Source organism: Acinetobacter sp. UBA3461, assembly GCF_002381195.1.
Classification (GTDB): Bacteria; Pseudomonadota; Gammaproteobacteria; order Pseudomonadales; family Moraxellaceae; genus Acinetobacter; species Acinetobacter schindleri.
In genome coordinates this window covers 37,995-55,909 of the sequence record NZ_DFRO01000002.1, presented here as the reverse complement: position 1 = coordinate 55,909, position 17,915 = coordinate 37,995, and the positions used below count along the sequence as shown (strand labels likewise).

Below are 17,915 nucleotides of genomic sequence, written 5' to 3'. Positions count from 1 at the left end.
CAGAACAGCAATTTATTTAAAATCTGTCAGGATTAAAGAGAATATTCACAATGATAAAGCATAAATTATTCGGTGAAATATTGGACATGCTGTGTAAATTTTAAAGGATTTGGCTGAATAGTTATCAGTCAGCTGTATAATTCCATTAATATAGGGCACTCAAAGTTTTATGCTGCTTAAGGGAATGTCGATGCAACGTATCGCAATTAATGGTTTTGGGCGAATCGGACGCAATGTGTTACGTGCATGGTTTGAAAATCCGAAAGATTTTAATTTTGACATCGTTGCTATTAATGACATTGCCGATGTGGAAACTTTACTGCATCTGTTCAAATACGACACCACTCATGGCCGCTTTCCAGGGCAGGTCGATCTCAGCTATGAACAGGAACGTGTTTATCTGCATGTGTCTTATCAGGATGTCAGTTTAAAAGTCGAAGTCCTGCGTCAAGCCAGCCCGGCTCAGATGCCATGGCAGGAGCTGAATGTTGATGTGGTACTGGAATGTACCGGTCTGTTCCGTTCCCGTGAAGCAGCGACCCAGCATATTACTGCCGGTGCCAAACGTGTAATTATTGGTGCAGCGCCATTTGACAGTGTAGATGCTGCAATTGTTTATGGCGTGAACCATCGTGATGTGAAAAACAGTGACCAGATCATTTCCAGCGTATCTTGTACCACGCAGGCATTAGTGCCGCTGGTTAAAATCATAGATGATGCTTTCGGTATTGATACCGCGCTAATGACTGAAATTCATGCGGTTACTGCGGATCAATCAGTCCTAGACCATGCACATCGCGACTTACGTCGTGCCCGAGCTTCAGGGCAAAATATTATTCCAACGACTTCTTCGGCTTTAGGTGCCTTAAAACGCGTAATGCCGAAAATGGAAAACCGGATTGATGGTTATTCGATTCGTGTACCGACCATTAATGTGGCAGCGATTGATTTAACTTTTGTGACTCAAGCCAATATTACCGATCATCAACTGAATGACGTCCTAATCAAAGCAGCAGCTCAGGACTATACTGAAATTATGTCGATTACGGATGAACCTTTGGTCTCTTCCGATTTTAATCATTCACCGTATTCATTGATTGTGGATATGACCCAGACCATAGTCGTAGGCAAGCAGGCCAAAGTATTTGCCTGGTATGACAATGAATGGGGTTATGCCAACCGGTTACTAGATTTATGTCATTCCTTTAATGCATAAAGCGCTCTAATCTATGGCTTAAGTAAACTTTATTCTTAAGTATATTGATGTATAAAGAAAATTAATTTACTTTACCAGTCGATATCTGGTGCTGGCATTCCGATAAAATCGTTACAATATCGCCTGTTTTTTTGATTATGATAAAACTCAGGCGACCAACTAGAAGAGCAAAAGCAATGTTATTAATGTGGGGCTTTATTACCCTCCTGACACTGGCAGTAATTTTCCTGATCTGGCTGCAGTTCAATCAGGTTGAAACTGGTCCTGAATTGGAGGGTGTTGCGGTCGAGCAAAAGGTCGCGAATCTGGAAGATAATCTAAAAAAAACCTTAGAGATTATGCAGGATCTGGCTAAAAAGATGCATGTACAGCAAGAAGTACTGGACCAGACCACGACCAAACTAAAACAGGTTGAATTACAGAATGCCGAGCTGGTACATCTGCTGGCAAAAGTAGTTGAACCAAAACAATAATCTTCGAAAATGGTTTTCTGATTAAGCAGTCTAAAAGAGCAAGCTGCACAAAACTCCTGCCGAAATTACACTCATCATAATGGTAGACAGCATACTGAAACCTGATGTATTACATATAGATGTAGGCTAAATTTAATCTAATAACGAACTGTATTTTTATAAAGAGGTGCAGCGTGTTGTCCTGTTAACTTCAAATTTGCCTGAATAGTGCTGTTTTCTTAGGTGTTCAAATCCGTGCAGTTTGCATTTATGCTGGATTATTTTTAAACATTTAAAAATTAATTTTTCTGAAGCATTTGCTGGTTATTTCGGAAAGTATAGAGTTCAAGATAAAACCTTAAAGTTTTTTTTCAGGAATAAAATTTTTAAAATCATGTTGATACTTTAGCTTTTGATATTTTTTTAATCGACTTGGCCCAAGTCTTCACCGCCGGATTTTCATTATCAATGTTAGTCATTTGATCAGTCAGAGAAAATTATAAAAATTGCGATGCACAGCCTAAATGATCGTGCTAGACTAGGAGAAATCGGGTGTGCTCCCGATTTTTTTATGCGGATTTGTTCCGCGCTGACAAGAATTTAGGTTTACAACATGCCCATTTCAGAGACATGGTTATTACCTGATGGTGTAGCTGATGTATTACCAGAACAAGCGCAAGTCATTGAGCATTTGCGTCGTAAGTCACTGGATTTCCTCGCATCTCGAGGTTATCAGCTGGTGTACACGCCATTCATTGAATACATTGAATCTCTATCTTCTCTCTCAGAATCGAATCAGGATTTAGACTTAGCCACTTTTAAAGTGATCGACCAGCTTTCTGGCCGTTTGCTTGGTGTGCGTGCCGATATGACACCACAAGTGGCTCGTATCGATGCGCATGTACATCCAGTGGAAGGTGTAGCTCGTTACTGCTACGCAGGTACGGTTTTACATACCAAACCGCAGGGTTTTAACACCACGCGTGCACCGCTGCAGCTGGGTGCAGAATTATTCGGTTCAGACAGTATTGATGCCGATGTAGAAATGATTGACCTGATGGTGAGTCTGATTCAGGAATCTGGTCTGGCAGATGGTATTCACCTTGACTTGGGTCATGTCGGTCTGTTCCGTAGTCTTGTAGCTCAAGCGGGCTTAAGTAAGGCAGCTGAACGTCAATTGTCTGATCTGTATCAGCGTAAAGCATTGCCAGAACTGCAAGAGTTTACTGCGACACTGAATCAGGGTCATGATTTCTATGTATTGGGTCGCTATGCAAGTGATTTGAATGCATTACAAACACAATTGAGTGCTGAAGTACTGGCAAATCCAGACTTTAAACAGGCACTGGATGCATTGATCACCACACAACAGGAAATCCAGGCACGCTGGCCGAATCTGGAAATTGGTGTCGATGTGGTTGAATTGCGTTCTTACCATTACCACACTGGCCTGATGTATGCCGTGTATGCACCAAACCGTGCTGCACCACTGGCACAAGGTGGCCGTTATGACGGTATTGGTCAACACTTTGGTCGTGCCCGTCCTGCAACCGGTTTCTCTTGTGACTTGTATAGCTTAAGTGCAGGCAAATTTGAAACTGCACAGATTATTGTTGCACCTAAAGGTAATGATGCTGCTTTGCTTGATGCGATTCAGGCAACACGTGCACAAGGCTTAAGTGTAATTCAGTTATTAGGTAATGATGGTTTAAACTCGGTGCCGTATGCAACTCACCAGCTGGTGAATGTTGACGGTGAGTGGACAGTCAAAACAATTTAATGGTCAGGCTCAGTATTCATGTCGCTGGGCCAGGCTTTTCAACTTTAACAGCATGATGTAATGAGGCTATTATGGGCAAGAATGTTGTGGTACTTGGTACCCAATGGGGCGACGAAGGTAAAGGTAAAATCGTCGACCTGCTCACAGATCAAGCGGCAGCAGTTGTACGTTATCAAGGCGGTCACAACGCAGGCCATACTCTTGTAGTTGGTGGTAAAAAGACAGTTCTTCACCTCATTCCATCAGGTATTTTACGTGAAAACGTACTGTGCTTAATTGGTAACGGTGTGGTTCTTTCACCTGAAGCGCTCATCAAAGAGATGGATATTCTTGAAAAAGAAGGCGTGCCAGTTAAAGAACGTTTACGTATTTCGCCAAACTGTCCTTTGATTCTTCCAAACCATATTGCGCTTGATCAAGCACGTGAAATCAAACGTGGTAATGCAAAAATTGGTACGACTGGTCGTGGTATTGGCCCAGCTTACGAAGATAAAGTGGCTCGTCGTGCAATTCGTGTTGCTGATCTGGTACGTGGTGGTGAACATCTTAAAGCGCAGTTAACTGAGCTTCTTGAATACCATAACTTCCAGTTAACTCAATTCTACGGCGTAGAAGCAGTTAAGCTTGAAGAAGTACTTGCACTTTGCGACCAATGGCGTGAAGTGGTTGCGCCGCTTGTTATCGACGTAACAGGTGAGTTGCATAAATACCGTAAAAACGGTGATAACATCATGTTTGAAGGTGCGCAAGGTTCACTTCTTGACGTTGACCACGGTACATATCCGTACGTGACTTCTTCAAATACGACTGCGGGCGGCGTAAGCTCAGGTTCAGGTCTTGGTCCATTACACCTCGATTATGTATTGGGTATTACCAAAGCATACACAACACGTGTAGGTGCTGGTCCATTCCCAACTGAACTTGTGTACGATGCTGCAAATGATGTTGGCGATGCAATCGGCAAACACTTGGGTACTGTAGGTTCAGAATTTGGTGCGTCTACTGGCCGTCAACGTCGTTGTGGCTGGTTTGATGCGGAAATCCTGCGCCGTTCAGTAGAAGTAAACTCACTTTCTGGTATTTGCCTGACTAAACTTGACGTTCTTGACGGTTTAGAAGAAGTAAAAATCTGTGTAGGTTACGAAGCTGCTGATTCTGGCTGTGTAGGTTCTTCTGATGCACTTGCATTCGAAACTTTAAAACCGATCTACGAAACGATGCCAGGCTGGTCTGAGTCTACTTTCGGTGCCAAATCATTAGATCAATTACCACAAGCTGCAATTAATTATGTGAAACGTCTTGAGCAATTGATTGAATGTCCAATCGACATCATTTCAACTGGTCCAGACCGTGAAGAGACAATTGTTCTTCGTCATCCGTTTGATGCTTAATCCCTTAAGCTGAAAATGAGAAAAACCCTGTGAATTTCACAGGGTTTTTTTATAACGTATCGATTAAGGAATACGGGCGCACGACTAAAGTTGCATCACAGAGTGATGTGTAATGCTGCTGTGCTTGTTAGAATAAATATTAAAGAAAATATAAGAGCTTGCAGGATGCAAAAAAATATCTCGGCAACCATGTTCTATTCGTTGCTGTTTGCCATGGGCGGGGCACCGACTATTGCCATGCTGATTATTCGTGCTCAAACCAGTAATCCTGAAATTATCTATAATGCGCTGGTGGGCTTAAGTGTCATTATTGCCTGCATATTGGTGCCAGTGATCCTGATCCAGAACGCTATCCTGTTTGCCAAGCGCAAAAGTGAAAGCCTGGAAATGAAGATCCAACCTTTGAGCCAGTTTTATCTGGTTTTAAATGTACTTTGTCTAATTTATTGGCTTGGCATACAATTCATCACCTGAAATATTACATAAATGCTAAAAAGATGAAGTAATTACACGTTTCAGGTATAGCGATGTTTCAATTATAATTTTTATCAAGTATTGTGCCTTGAAACTGGGGTGGAGAATCTATAATGAAAAATAAATTTTTGTTCAGCATGTGTGCGGCAACAGTCGTCACTTTGTCAGGTTGTACCACTGTCGCTGATATAGCGGGCGCGGATACATCAACCTTAAACGCTGTAGCGACACAAGGCTTTAACAAGACCGTTCAGGAAGCACGTGCTGCCAATACACTGGATACGTCTTCTGCTACCTATAAGCGTATCAACACCGTATTTAACAAATTGCGTCCTTATGCAGACCAGCTGAACCAGACAGGCACCCGATTTGACTGGCAATTGGCTGTACTGAAGAGCGATCAGGTCAATGCTTATGTTGCACCAGGCGGTAAGGTGGTGTTCTATACAGGTATCGTCAATAAATTGAACTTAACTGATGCTGAAATTGCAGCAATTATGGGTCATGAAATGGTGCATGCGCTAGAAGAGCATTCTAAACAGAAGATTGGTGCTCAGGCACTGACTGACTTAGCTTTAGGCATTGGCCTGAGTGCGGCAGGTGTAGGGCAGGGTGGTGCAGCAGCTGCACAGCTGGGCAGCCAGATTGGTATTGGTCTGCCATACTCACGTAACCTGGAAAGCCGTGCTGACCAAGGTGGCTTAATGTTGATGGCTCGTGCAGGTTATAACCCGAATGCTGCAATTACTCTTTGGGAAAAAATGAGTAAGCAAACCAGTAGTGGTGTCGCGTTCTTATCGACTCACCCATCAAGCAGTCAGCGTATTGCCGCAATGCGTCAAAATCTGCCAGCCGCAATGCAGATTTATAACCAACGTAAATAATTATTGCTTGAATCATAAAAAAAAGCAGGGTAGAGGCTCTGCTTTTTTTATGCCTGAATAAAATATATAGGCAACAAAAAAAGGCAAAGTTTTCACTTTGCCTTTTGCACTTCAGATCAATCGATCTTAGTGGTGGTGACCGCCTGCACCGTGTACGTGACCATGGTCAAGTTCTTCTTGAGAAGCTTCACGGATTTCCACGATTTCAACGTCGAAAGTCAGGTCTTGGCCAGCAAGTGGGAAGTTCGCATCAACAACAATGTTTTCGCCTTCAACTGCTTTAACAGTTACGATTTGAACGCCGTCATCAGTTTGCGCCTGGAATTGCATACCAGGTTGGATGTTGTCCACACCCTGGAACATTTTCGCAGGAACTTCTTGTACTAGCTCTGGGTTGTATTCGCCATAGCCTTCAGCTGCTGGAACAGTTACAGTGAATTTGTCGCCTACAGTTTTACCAAGTAGTGCATTTTCAAGGCCAGGAATGATGTTGCCTGCACCATGCAAATATGCAAGTGGTTCACCTTGAGATTTATCGAGAGTTTCACCCTCTGCGTTAGTCAATGTGTAGTGGAAAGAAACCACGAGGTCATTTGCAACTGCAGTCATGATATTGATCCAATCAAATTTTTTAAGAGATACATCATAAAGTGAAATTGAGTTTTTGTAGACTAAAATTAGCAAAAAAAATGCAATTTCCCTATATAAATGCTGATTTTTTCATTGATGGGGGCGCATCTGTAAATTTCAATGCAATTTTATCTTCGGCGAGATTTTTCTTGTAACGAAGTCTTTTACCGTCATTACCCCAGCCTGAGTATAGCCCAAGATCGTGGCCTGATGCAGCCGATATAATGAAACATACATCGACTTGGCGACAAAGCCCTGTACATTGACCTGACCGAGTAATTCACCTACGGCTTTATTTTCACTTAAGGACACCAGAGAACCTTTATCCGAGAAGACGAACATCGGTAACTGAGTCTGACCATTCGCACGTAATCGTAAAGAATTGGCAAGGAAACTGGCTTGCTGGCTGGCAACCTGTGCACGTGGTCCCAGGACGGGTTCATCAGCTCTAGGCTTGCAATGTGCACAATCCCCAAAGGCAAAAATATTCGGATCTGCGGTCGTCTGCAATGTCGCATAAACTTTAAGGCGATGAATATTGTCTCTTTCCAGTCCCTCAAGTTGCGTGAGTACCTCAGGCGCCTTGATCCCGGCTGCCCAGACTTTTACTTCTGCTTCCAAACTTGAACCATCTGCAAAATAAATATGCTCTTCATCGACTTTAGCCACACGATGTTGAGTCAGTACTTCAATACCTAGCTGTTTCAGCTGCTTCATCGTGTGCTCAGCAACTTTGGGAGACAGGGCAGGAAGAATACGATCTGCAGCTTCAATCAGGGTAATTTTGACCTTATTCGGATCGATCTTGTTTAGACCATATTTATGAAAATTATTCTTGGCAGAAACCAGTTCTGCTGCCAGTTCAACGCCTGTAGCACCTGCACCAATAATGGCAATTTTCAGTTCACGGCTATCTGCTTCATTCTGGGCATTTAAGTAAAGATGCAGCAGGTCTTGCTGAAAAATATCCGCCTGTTCGCGGCTGTCTAGAAAATGACAGAACTGTTTGACACCTTCGGTATTAAAGTCATTTGAAGTAGAGCCTAAAGCAAGCACCAAGGTGTCATAGTCAATATTTCTATTCTTGGTAGGTTGGACTTTTTTAGAAAAGTATTCGGTTTCAACCAGAATCTGTTTGGTTTCACGGTCGATATTTTTAAACGTGCCCAGAACAAATTCATAATGATTTGCTGCGGCATGGGCAAAATAATTGGTTTCTTCTTCATGCGGATTGAGTGTTCCCGCTGCAATTTCGTGAAGAAGAGGTTTCCAGATATGGGTCAGCTTCTGGTCGATCAGGGTAATCTGGGCCTTACCATTTCTGCCTAAGCTTTGTCCTAACTGGGTAGCCAGTTCCAGACCACCTGCACCACCACCTATAATCACAATTTTATGGGCTGTCATACCTTATTAACCTATTTATTTTTTTAATGAAATAGAAAGAAAACATACTATGACAGGCTTAAAATAAGGTCTTGATAAGAATTGTTATACAGCTTACAAATTGTAGCAATTCAAGGATATAAATTAATAATGCCTTTTATGGAGGTTGTTATTGGTAAAATTAAAAATAAATGTAGGCAATAAAAAAGGACGGCTAATTAATATAATTGCCATCCTTTGTCTGTCTCAGATTTTATTTGCCAATCGGATACAATATAACGTCTGCGTTCGTACTTGAGAATAGGCCAAATAACCATTGCAGGAACTTTTCAAAGAAATTCGCTTCTTCAATATCGACCTGATCTTCAATCAGGATGGTACGAATCAACTGATTATTCTGATAGACGTTTACCGTTGCCAATTGCATGACTTTTGCTAGTGGCGCGGTCAGTTGGGTCTCATTCACTTCAATGTTTAAGTGGGTCTGAGTTTCGCGTAATGGCTCAATGCTTTGTAGAGTACCATTCCCTGTATCTAACATCACGCGTTGAGTACTTTGATCAAACTGGTTTAGGTCAATGCTATAGCTTTGGTCGTAGAGTGAAGTAGTAATTAACTCAGGTTTTTTGGTCGCTACCTTAAACATTTTAAGGGTAGATTGAACCACAGGCAGTTCGGCCAGCACTTGCTTGTCCTTGAGTGCTACCTCATTGCGGGTATAGGTATAGGCCAGGTTCATTAGCTTATGAGCGACTTCCGCACGTTTTATAGCGCTTTTGCTCCCCATCACCACGACGATTAAACGACGGTTAGATAGACTCATGTCCATGCTTGGACGGATCGCGGTGGCAGCCAGGTTATAACCCGCGGCACGGGTAAAACCGGTTTTCAAGCCGTCTACTGTTGGGTCCATTTTTAGCAATAGATTGGTGGCACGGTGAAAACGCTGGTTATAACTGAAGCTCTGTTGCTTGGAATAGAACAGATAGTTTGGCGTTTCATTGACCAAAGCCTGAGACAGTTTGGCCAGGTCGGCTGCTGTGGAATAGTGCTCAGGCATGGTGATACCAGCTGGATTCTGGAAATGAGAATGGGTCATTCCTAAAGCCTGTGCTTCCTTATTCATACGCTCCACAAATTTGGGTACGCTTCCAGAAATTTTTTCCGCCAACGTCACTGCGGCATCATTGGCAGACATTACAATTAAGCCTGCCAATAACTGATCTACTGAAATCTGATCACCTTCTTTTAGGTACATCTGGGATTCATCCCACATCACCATATTCACTACAGAAGTTGCAGTTATTACTTCATTTTTATCTAATTTTCCGGCCTGAATTTCCTTGAGCGTGATATAAGCTACCATCATTTTGGTCAGGGAAGCCGGAGCACGTTGCAGGTCTTCATTATGTGAAGCAATAGTCTGACCGGTCTGGCTGTCCAGAATAGTCCAGGCTTCTGCCTCAACACTTTCAGGATTAATATTCAGTAGGGCAGCATGCGAGATTGCGGACATAAAAAAGCACAATGTCGCAATCAGTGAGGCGATAAATTTCAAGGGGGTTCCTTATTCGACCAGTCCGTTGGCGAGCAAAAAAATTTTAGGCATGCTAAGCCTTTTTTTTTGTCATGGCTAGTACTCATTGTAGACATTTAAGACACTTCCGCAATGTATTGGAAAAAAATGTTAAGCTTAGACTTAACACATTCTAATTTCTTTTGAATCGCCCATTATGTTGCATTATCAAATCGAATTTGACGATTATCGTCAGCATCTTGTTCACGTGACTGTTCGCTTTTTAGCAGACCCTACACAGGTGTTGTCTTTGCCAACGTGGATTCCGGGCAGTTACCTGATTCGTGAATTTTCCAAGCACATTGAAGGGGTGAAAGCCTTTGATGAAGCAGGACGCCAGCTGAAAATCCAGAAATTTGAAAAGAATAAATGGCGCTTGTTTAATACCGACCATGAGCTGATTACGGTTGAATATGATGTCTATGCCTATGATCTGTCCGTACGCGGTGCATATGTCGATGGAACACGTCTATATGTGAACCCGGCCTGTACTTGTCTGGGACTGGAAGGACAAGAAAATAAAGCGATTGAAGTTGAAATCTTCCTGCCAGATGAACTGAAACACTTCCAGTTAGCAACCGGTATGGCATCCAAGAGCCTGGTCAAAGGCCGCTATACGCTTAAAGCAGAAAATTATGCCGAGCTGATCGATTCACCATTTGAACTGGCAGAACAGACCCGTTTTAGCTTTGAAGCCAATGGTATTCCGCATGAGTTCGTGGTTTCTGGCAAACATGAGATGAATGCTGAACGTATGCAGCAGGATCTGGAAAAGATCTGTAGTACCGAAATTTCTATGTTTGGTTCGGCGCCATTTAGTAACTATACTTTTATGACCATGGCAACAGGCAACAGTTATGGTGGTCTGGAACATCCAAATTCAACCAGTCTGATTACACCACGTGACGATCTGCCGAAAGCCAACGAGCCGGAAGAGCCATCGAAGGATTATCAGCGTTTCTTAGGTTTATGTAGCCATGAATATTTCCATTCTTGGTTAGTGAAATTTATTCGCCCTGAAAACTTTGTGAATTACGATTTAAACAAAGAAGGCTACACCTCTTTACTTTGGATCTTTGAAGGATTTACTTCTTATTATGATGACCTGATTCTGCTACGTAGTGGTGTGATTAACCAGGAATCATATATTGCTTTACTGAAAGCACAGATTGACCGCTATTTGCAAAACCCAGGTCGCTTTATTCAAAGTGTGTCTGAATCAAGCTTTGATGCCTGGGTGAAATTCTATCGTCAGGATGAAAACTCGAATAATGCTGGCACCAGCTATTACAATAAAGGTTGTTTAGTGGCACTTTGCTTAGATTTAGGCTTGCGTCTACGTGGTTCAAGCCTGGATGCCTTGATGCGCAAGTTGTATGAAAATGCGCAAAATGGCATTCAGGTGAACGAGCGTACTATCTTCGAGTTATGTGAAGAATTGACTGGCGATAACTGGTTAGAACAGATCAACCATCTGATCAATACCACAGAAGAGTTGCCACTGGATCAGTTATTCCCTGAGTTTGGGGTAAGCTATACCCTGAAAAATGACAAGTCTCTGCCATTTGGTTTGAAATTGGTAGATAAGCCTGAAGGTGTATTCATTCAATCCGCTCGTCGTGATAGTGCTGCTGCGAAAGCAGGCCTGTCAGCCAATGATGTGATCATTGCAATTGATGGCTTGAAAGCGACGACAAAGCTTGCCGAGAAATATGCGAAGCAGGAAGGAATTTATACTGTTCATGCATTCCGTCGTGATGAGTTAATGGCCTTTGATATTCAAGCAGCGGGTTCTGAATTGACTGAAGTCGAACTTAAAATTGAAGATCAAACTAAAGCTGAGAAATGGTTGAAAGCTTGATTTGCATAGTTTAAATAAACCATGTAAAACCGGTGCTTAGGCATCGGTTTTTTTATGTGAATATGAATAAGAAGAGTTTAAATTGGGGAATGGGAATTACGGTTGTCTGGTTAGCCATAATTTTTATATTTTGGTTTTTCGGAGATTTGAAAAGTCCAATATCTTTAAATGAATTAGGTGATTTTCTTGCAGGTATTTTTGCGCCTGTGGCATTTCTTTGGCTAGTACTTGGTTATGTGCAACAAGGTAAGCAACTTGAACAAAATACCAAAGCGTTAGAACAACAAGAACAAGCATTACAGCTTCAAATTGATGAGATGAAGGAAAGTGTGAAACAGCAGAAAAGATTGGTTGATGATCAGCAAAAATACTATAATTCTCTACAAGAATCTGTGAAGCCTATACTAGAGCTTACTCATCCTAAAATTAGATTAAAACCACATTCTATTGATGCACTAGATGCCAATATAGAATATCAAGAAGCACCATTGTTTCAGTTTAGAGTTTTTAATGATGGTAAAGAAAAAGCCTGTTTTATTGAGATTTTAGGTGGGGTTGATAAGCTAAAATTAATACGAAAATTAAACCGTATAAATGATTTCCAGAGTGTTTGGATAGCATCTTATTTAACAATAAATGAAGCCAAACTTTTAAATAAATGTAATGAAATTAAATACAAAATACTTATTAATTTTGAAGATATTTATGGAAATGAATTTCAATTGGAACACTACTTTGATATTCAAATAAAGAGTGAAAATAAGGTGCTAATTATCAATAGTGAATCAATTTCCTCGATACGTTGAATATCCATAAGAGCTTAACAACAGTGGAATATGGTAATGCTCCAAAGAACCATCAATCACAAACACAACCGGAATTTCTAGGAAAAAGGTGCATTGATTATTGGTCTTAAACCAGTCACCGGTTTTAAAGGTCACTTTATAAATTCCTTTCTGCAGATTGGTATCTTTGGGATATAGTTCTTTAATCCGGCCATTATTATCTGTTTTGGCTTCATTCAGCTTGACCCATTTCTCACCTTGCTGGGCTTCTAAAGTTACCGTGATATTGGCAGAAGGCAGGCCTGTTTCCTGATTTAGCACATGCACACTGAGTGGATTGGCAAAGCCAAAAGTTGAAAGGGAAGTCGCAGCTAAGGCAAAAATAATTTTTTTCATGAGACCCATCGCAAAATGAATAATTATAATTAGTCTAAAAGACTGAAAAATAAAAAATATTAAATTTATGTAATAAAAAAAGCCCACCGAAGTGAGCTTGATAGATTTTATTAAAACTTAGCCACGACCGCGTCCGCGACCACGTGGTGCTTTGGTATTTGGACGTGTCGTACCATTGGTCTTACGACGTGGTTTTTCACCTTCTTCCAGTTGCCAAACACGTGGTGTACCGGTTTTCTTCTTGGTACCGTCTTTATTCACTTTTTTATTGAGTGGTTTGCCGCCCGTACCACCTGGTTTTTTCACATAAGAACGTGAACGGTATGGCTCTTCTGCGGGTACATCTTTGAAGTCAGGGTAAAGCAAAGGTTCAATTTCTTTGGTTTCACCCGGTTGCAGACCTAATTGAACTAGATCAATAGAACCGATTTTGGTACGGATCAAACGTAAAGTCGGGAAACCTACGGCAGCAGTCATACGACGTACCTGACGGTTACGACCTTCACAAATTGAAATTTCTACCCATGAAGTTGGCACAGAAGCACGGTAACGAACTGGAGGATCGCGATCCCATAACCATTCAGGTTGCTGAACCTTGATTGCTTTTGCAGGTAAGGTCATACCATCTTTCAGCTCTACACCTTTACGTAACTGCTCAAGTGCTTCTTCAGTCACGTCGCCTTCAACCTGAACCAGGTAGGTCTTGAATTTTTTATTGGCAGGATTGGTAATGAACTGGTTTAAACCACCATGATCGGTCAGGAATACCAGACCTTCCGAGTCCATATCGAGACGACCTGCCAGACGCAGTGTAGGATCATCTACGAAATCAGACATCGTCATGTGTGCTTCGTCTTTACGAAACTGGGAGAGGACGTCATAAGGTTTATTTAGAATGACGATTTTCATAGGAAAAGACTTCTATAATTACAAAAATTTGAAAATGAGCAGATTTCTTCGCGTGGGGATAGTCGTGATCTCCCATTGAAATCTAAAAAACGGTGGATTTATATATGGGTATTATGAGGGAAGACGGCCTTAAAGTGTTGCTTATCTCGAAATATTTTTGAAACCGCTGGCAGTGGAACCTGTGAATAGTATCTTGTGAAAGGGTAAAGTGCAGCTATAAGTGTTAACAAAATCAAACTTGGATCTGTTTTAAAATTAAACGGAACAGCTCAGCCTGAAAAATCGCATCCTGTAATGCATTATGATTGCCTCTGCTTTGTGGCTTTAAAATTTCAATAATATTCTTTGCCCGTGTTTCTAACCAACGTCCGCCAAATGCACCCATATAAAGAGATTTAATATCGAGTGAGGAAACACCAAAAGGATTGTGTCCGATAAATTTATGGAAATAATAATTCATAAAAGACCAGTCAAAACCGGCATTTAATCCGACAAAAATTGGTGTTTCAGATTTGGAAAGATGTTGCTCAATCCACGCAGTGCAATTCTGCATCGCAGTGGTGGGATCTATCCCATTTTTTGTTAAATCTTCTAAATTGAAACCGGTAACGGCCAAGGCTTTCGTGTCAGCTTTAAAGGAAACAGGCTGTAATTCACAATAAAACTGGATCTCAGGTTGATCGACAAAACACATGCCTATAGATAGCAAATCATATTCCCCGGGAATCGGGCCGGAAGCTTCAATATCGACAGAAATAAACACTTCTTTTTTAGCCATTTTTTTTGATCACTCTCATCTATCTGTAAAAATTTTAATCTTGCTTGCCAGGTTTTCTGAACATACAGACTAAAATCACTATTGTGGCAGAGAAGGGACTCTTCCAATATCTTAGATAAATAACACAGGGTTAAAATGACCGAGTTAAAGTTATCATAGTCTATGATCTTTACAGTCGGAACTGACACTAGAATCTTGGCTTCATATTTATAAATCTCAATATATAAATTATACACTGAGTAATCTCATGTTTCAGTCTGCGAAAATCTGTAAAATTTGTAATTACAAAAAACCATGTCCCCTTAAAACAGAATAACTTAGCTAAAATGTAATTACATTGAAGCAATTAGATACGACTCTTGCATTGGTTATTTATTTATAGTGGTTAGAGTAGAAAAACAATCTTTTTGATCGAGATGAGTAGGAGTCAAAAATGGCTAGATCTCAGGCAAAACATAAGCAGGTTCAGCAAAAGGACAAAAAGGATTCCATGCAGGATGAGGATCAACAGCAGCAACAGCAACAACCTCAAAAATCTAAACCATCACGGGCGAAAAAACGTAAATAGTCCATGATTTTGAATCGGTGATAATCAATGATAAAACCCTCTATAAGAGGGTTTTATTGTTTAGAAGAGAAAAAATAATTTTCAAAGGAATCATCAATAAAAATTACAAGAACAGCACGTGTAATCAGATTGAATTGAATAAGATTATTTTAAGAAGAATGAATGAGAAATTACAGTGCCGAATTTAAGCGCTTCCTTGTTACTGATTACTGTATTAATACTTCTGAGTGGCTGTCAGCCACCACCGTCTGGTGAGTCAGCGGGCTGGAAAAGTCCTTATCTGTATTGGCAATTAAGAAAAGAAACTTTATCACAACCTTTAACCATTCCAGTCGAAGGTATAACCCAAAGACAGCTCAATGATACTTGGGGTGCTTCACGAAGTGCAGGCCGTAAGCATGAAGGAATTGATATCTTTGCTAAACGAGGTACACCTGTGCTGAGTGCAACCCAGGGTATCATCAGAAATATTGGAACAAATAATCTCGGTGGTAAAGTGATCTGGGTAACAGGACCGGAGCTGAGCCAGCATTATTATGCACATCTGGAGGAGTATGCTGAGCATATTCAGGAAGGTGACTGGGTGGAAGCTGGTGAAGTCATTGCCTATGTGGGCAACACCGGTAATGCTAAAACCACACCACCACATCTGCATTATGGAATTTATTTTAGCGGGCAGGGCGCGACTAATCCTTATCCTTATTTGAAAGCTGAGGAATGAAGATAAAAGCTGTAATGTAAGATAAATTTAAAAGAATTTATTCTGAAATTGGAAAGGTATAAAATAGCTTATCTCCCGCTTTTCCTGTTTTTATGAGTATTGCCTACAGACCCGATATCGATGGCCTACGTGCTATTGCGGTATCTCTGGTTATTCTCAATCATTTAGGCTGGTCACTATTTTCTGGTGGCTATATTGGCGTAGATATCTTCTTTGTGATTTCAGGCTATCTGATCACCATTATTCTCACACGCGATATTCAGGCCCAACAATTTTCAATTGCGCGATTCTATAAAAAACGTGTGGTCCGTTTGGCACCAGCATATTTTACCGTACTTGCTGTGGTTAGCCTGATTGCCTGGCAGGTGATGCTGCCGGGTGAACTGACTGAATACTTTAAGAGTATCATGTATGCCACGGTACTCATTGCAAACCTCTATATGCGCAATGAAGTGGGGGATTACTTTAGCCCGAGCGTGGAAAATGTGCCGCTATTGCATTTATGGTCATTGGGGGTGGAAGAACAGTTCTATATTTTCTGGCCTTTAATATTATGGCTATTTCTTGCCAGAGCATCACGCAAATATCTCTGGTTGATGATCAGTACATTGATTATTGTTCTACTGGTTTATGCCCAGTACCAACTCACGCAAAATCCAGCCAAGGCCTATTACAGCATGCCGGTCCGGGCTTTTGAGTTACTGATTGGCGCATTGATTACCTGTTTGCCACGACCAAAACTCCCTAAAAAATTACTACAAATTCTGGTGTGGCTTGGGGTTCTTGTTTTATTTGCAGCAGCGATTTATTTTGATCAACAGACACCATTTCCCGGTCTTATGGCGCTGATTCCGTGTCTGGCAACAGCAGTAATTATTTATCTGGGGCAATCTGTACCCGCTACCAATCTGTTGCTCAGTAATCAACTGAGTACCTGGATCGGAAAAATTTCATATCCGCTGTATTTATGGCACTGGCCGATTATCGTGTTATTTGGCATTTATATGCTGCCACTCAATACAGAAAATCAGATCATCATTCTCCTGCTGTCAGTGCTTTTGGCATTTCTTACCTATCAGTTGGCAGAAAAACCCCTAAAACGCTTTGTAATGGCTGCCAATTACAAGGTGATTCTTCTCGGATTTTTAATTCCTGCGATTATCTTTATTGTAATTGCCCAGATCATTAAAACTAATGAAGGTTTTCCTGATCGGTTTCCACCCTCCGTATATATCAAGCAGGAAGCATTGCAGGCTTATGCGCATGTGATTCGTAGCCAGTGTATGGATACGAATCCGAAAACCTTGCCTGATCCCAAAGATTGTATATTAGGGCACACGAAGGATGATATTGATTTCTTGTTGATCGGTGATTCACATGCCAATGCCTATACTGCAATGCTGGATGAATGGGCCAAAGATGCCAATTTACGTGGTTATGATATTACCCAGAGTTCAACTTTTTATTTGCCTGGCGTGCAGCGTTCTGAGTTAAAGCTCGGACGTTGGGAAGAACTCATTAAGTTTGAGCAACGTAATAATGCTCTTACCGAACATCTGTCTAAAACCCATTATCCAATGATTATTTTAGCCGGTTCTTATGCGCCATATTTTGGAGATGAGGTAAAACTTAAAGATGGGATTCATCAGCGCAATAATGAAATCTTTAAAGCGGGCTTGATGAAAGCGCTAGAAATTGCCCACAAAGCGAGTGATCAAGTGGTAATACTGAACGATGTACCACGATTAGATTGGGAGGGGATACCTTCAGACTGTAATATCCGTAATGAAATTCTAAATCGACATGCACAATGTACGGTTTCCAGAAAAAGCTACGATACTTATCTAAAACCATTTAATCAGATTCTGGCTGAAGCCAAACTGAAATACCCTGATTTGAAAATCATTGATCCGACCAAAGTGATCTGTGATCAGCAGGTATGTAAGATCATCTTGAATGATGTGCCTTTATATCGCTTAAAAGATGATAACCATATTAATGATCAGGGTTCACGCCAATTAGGGATTGAATATCTGAAACAATTTGGTAATCCACTAAAAGACTTAAAAGCAAATGAGTAGAAAAAACCGCGTTATTAAACGCGGTTTTTT

At 41.1% G+C, this 17,915-nt stretch carries 17 protein-coding genes; 11 read left to right on the top strand and 6 right to left on the bottom strand.

Features of this window, described 5'->3' with window-relative positions:
• Positions 1 to 190: 190 nt before the first annotated feature.
• The 6 genes from B3D47_RS00315 to B3D47_RS00290 all read left to right on the top strand — a co-directional run bounded on the left by B3D47_RS00315 (position 191) and on the right by B3D47_RS00290 (position 6,197).
• The gene (locus B3D47_RS00315) at positions 191 to 1,216 is read left to right on the top strand and encodes a type I glyceraldehyde-3-phosphate dehydrogenase (protein WP_163171137.1); all 1,026 of its coding nucleotides are present in this window, start codon (positions 191 to 193) and stop codon (positions 1,214 to 1,216) included.
• A gap of 176 nt (positions 1,217 to 1,392) precedes the next feature.
• Positions 1,393 to 1,689 (top strand): hypothetical protein, encoded by a 297-nt coding sequence (locus B3D47_RS00310; protein ID WP_004892573.1) that lies wholly within the window; start codon positions 1,393 to 1,395, stop codon positions 1,687 to 1,689.
• 592 nt (positions 1,690 to 2,281) lie between these two features.
• Entirely contained in the window at positions 2,282 to 3,448 is a 1,167-nt protein-coding gene (locus B3D47_RS00305; protein WP_163171138.1) for an ATP phosphoribosyltransferase regulatory subunit, read from the top strand.
• 71 nt (positions 3,449 to 3,519) lie between these two features.
• Complete coding sequence (locus tag B3D47_RS00300) at positions 3,520 to 4,839, top strand: adenylosuccinate synthase (protein WP_004892578.1); 1,320 nt, start codon at positions 3,520 to 3,522, stop codon at positions 4,837 to 4,839.
• Positions 4,840 to 5,004: 165 nt separating this feature from the next.
• Positions 5,005 to 5,313, top strand: a complete 309-nt coding sequence (locus B3D47_RS00295; RefSeq protein WP_163165627.1) for a hypothetical protein — start codon at positions 5,005 to 5,007, stop codon at positions 5,311 to 5,313.
• Positions 5,314 to 5,426: 113 nt separating this feature from the next.
• Complete coding sequence (locus B3D47_RS00290; protein WP_071320659.1) at positions 5,427 to 6,197, top strand: M48 family metallopeptidase; 771 nt, start codon at positions 5,427 to 5,429, stop codon at positions 6,195 to 6,197.
• Between the two features lie 126 nt (positions 6,198 to 6,323).
• Here the strand turns inward: B3D47_RS00290 and slyD are convergent, their stop codons facing one another.
• The 3 genes from slyD to B3D47_RS00275 all read right to left on the bottom strand — a co-directional run bounded on the left by slyD (position 6,324) and on the right by B3D47_RS00275 (position 9,768).
• Positions 6,324 to 6,806: a peptidylprolyl isomerase gene (gene slyD / locus B3D47_RS00285; RefSeq protein ID WP_004815419.1), complete on the bottom strand. Its 483-nt coding sequence runs from the start codon at positions 6,804 to 6,806 to the stop codon at positions 6,324 to 6,326.
• Positions 6,807 to 6,944: 138 nt separating this feature from the next.
• Positions 6,945 to 8,231 carry an NAD(P)/FAD-dependent oxidoreductase gene (locus B3D47_RS00280; protein WP_286859304.1) on the bottom strand — a complete coding sequence of 429 codons (1,287 nt, stop codon included), beginning with the start codon at positions 8,229 to 8,231 and terminating at the stop codon, positions 6,945 to 6,947.
• Positions 8,232 to 8,463: 232 nt separating this feature from the next.
• A complete protein-coding gene (locus B3D47_RS00275) occupies positions 8,464 to 9,768 on the bottom strand; it encodes a D-alanyl-D-alanine carboxypeptidase PBP6B (protein ID WP_286859301.1) in 1,305 nt (434 codons plus the stop codon).
• A 175-nt stretch (positions 9,769 to 9,943) separates the two neighbouring features.
• On the opposite strand from B3D47_RS00275, the gene B3D47_RS00270 reads away from it, so the two are divergent.
• Both B3D47_RS00270 and B3D47_RS00265 read left to right on the top strand, forming a co-directional pair.
• Entirely contained in the window at positions 9,944 to 11,647 is a 1,704-nt protein-coding gene (locus B3D47_RS00270; protein ID WP_163171142.1) for a M61 family metallopeptidase, read from the top strand.
• Positions 11,648 to 11,709: 62 nt separating this feature from the next.
• Complete coding sequence (locus B3D47_RS00265) at positions 11,710 to 12,453, top strand: hypothetical protein (protein ID WP_228722235.1); 744 nt, start codon at positions 11,710 to 11,712, stop codon at positions 12,451 to 12,453.
• On the opposite strand, the gene uraH is transcribed toward B3D47_RS00265, so the two are convergent.
• The 3 genes from uraH to B3D47_RS00250 form a co-directional block, all read right to left on the bottom strand.
• The gene (gene uraH, locus B3D47_RS00260; RefSeq protein ID WP_163171143.1) at positions 12,433 to 12,828 is read right to left on the bottom strand and encodes a hydroxyisourate hydrolase; all 396 of its coding nucleotides are present in this window, start codon (positions 12,826 to 12,828) and stop codon (positions 12,433 to 12,435) included. The genes B3D47_RS00265 and uraH overlap by 21 nt on opposite strands.
• Positions 12,829 to 12,945: 117 nt before the next feature.
• Positions 12,946 to 13,737, bottom strand: a complete 792-nt coding sequence (locus tag B3D47_RS00255; RefSeq protein ID WP_004815429.1) for a pseudouridine synthase — start codon at positions 13,735 to 13,737, stop codon at positions 12,946 to 12,948.
• 232 nt (positions 13,738 to 13,969) lie between these two features.
• Positions 13,970 to 14,515, bottom strand: a complete 546-nt coding sequence (locus B3D47_RS00250) for an exonuclease domain-containing protein (protein WP_286859294.1) — start codon at positions 14,513 to 14,515, stop codon at positions 13,970 to 13,972.
• 433 nt (positions 14,516 to 14,948) lie between these two features.
• On the opposite strand from B3D47_RS00250, the gene B3D47_RS00245 reads away from it, so the two are divergent.
• From B3D47_RS00245 to B3D47_RS00235, 3 genes are all read left to right on the top strand, one after another.
• On the top strand, positions 14,949 to 15,083 hold the full coding sequence (locus B3D47_RS00245) for a hypothetical protein (RefSeq protein WP_004892608.1): 135 nt from the start codon (positions 14,949 to 14,951) through the stop codon (positions 15,081 to 15,083).
• Between the two features lie 175 nt (positions 15,084 to 15,258).
• On the top strand, positions 15,259 to 15,804 hold the full coding sequence (locus tag B3D47_RS00240; RefSeq protein WP_163171145.1) for a M23 family metallopeptidase: 546 nt from the start codon (positions 15,259 to 15,261) through the stop codon (positions 15,802 to 15,804).
• Between the two features lie 92 nt (positions 15,805 to 15,896).
• A complete protein-coding gene (locus B3D47_RS00235; protein ID WP_286859290.1) occupies positions 15,897 to 17,885 on the top strand; it encodes an acyltransferase family protein in 1,989 nt (662 codons plus the stop codon).
• Positions 17,886 to 17,915 lie beyond the last annotated feature (30 nt).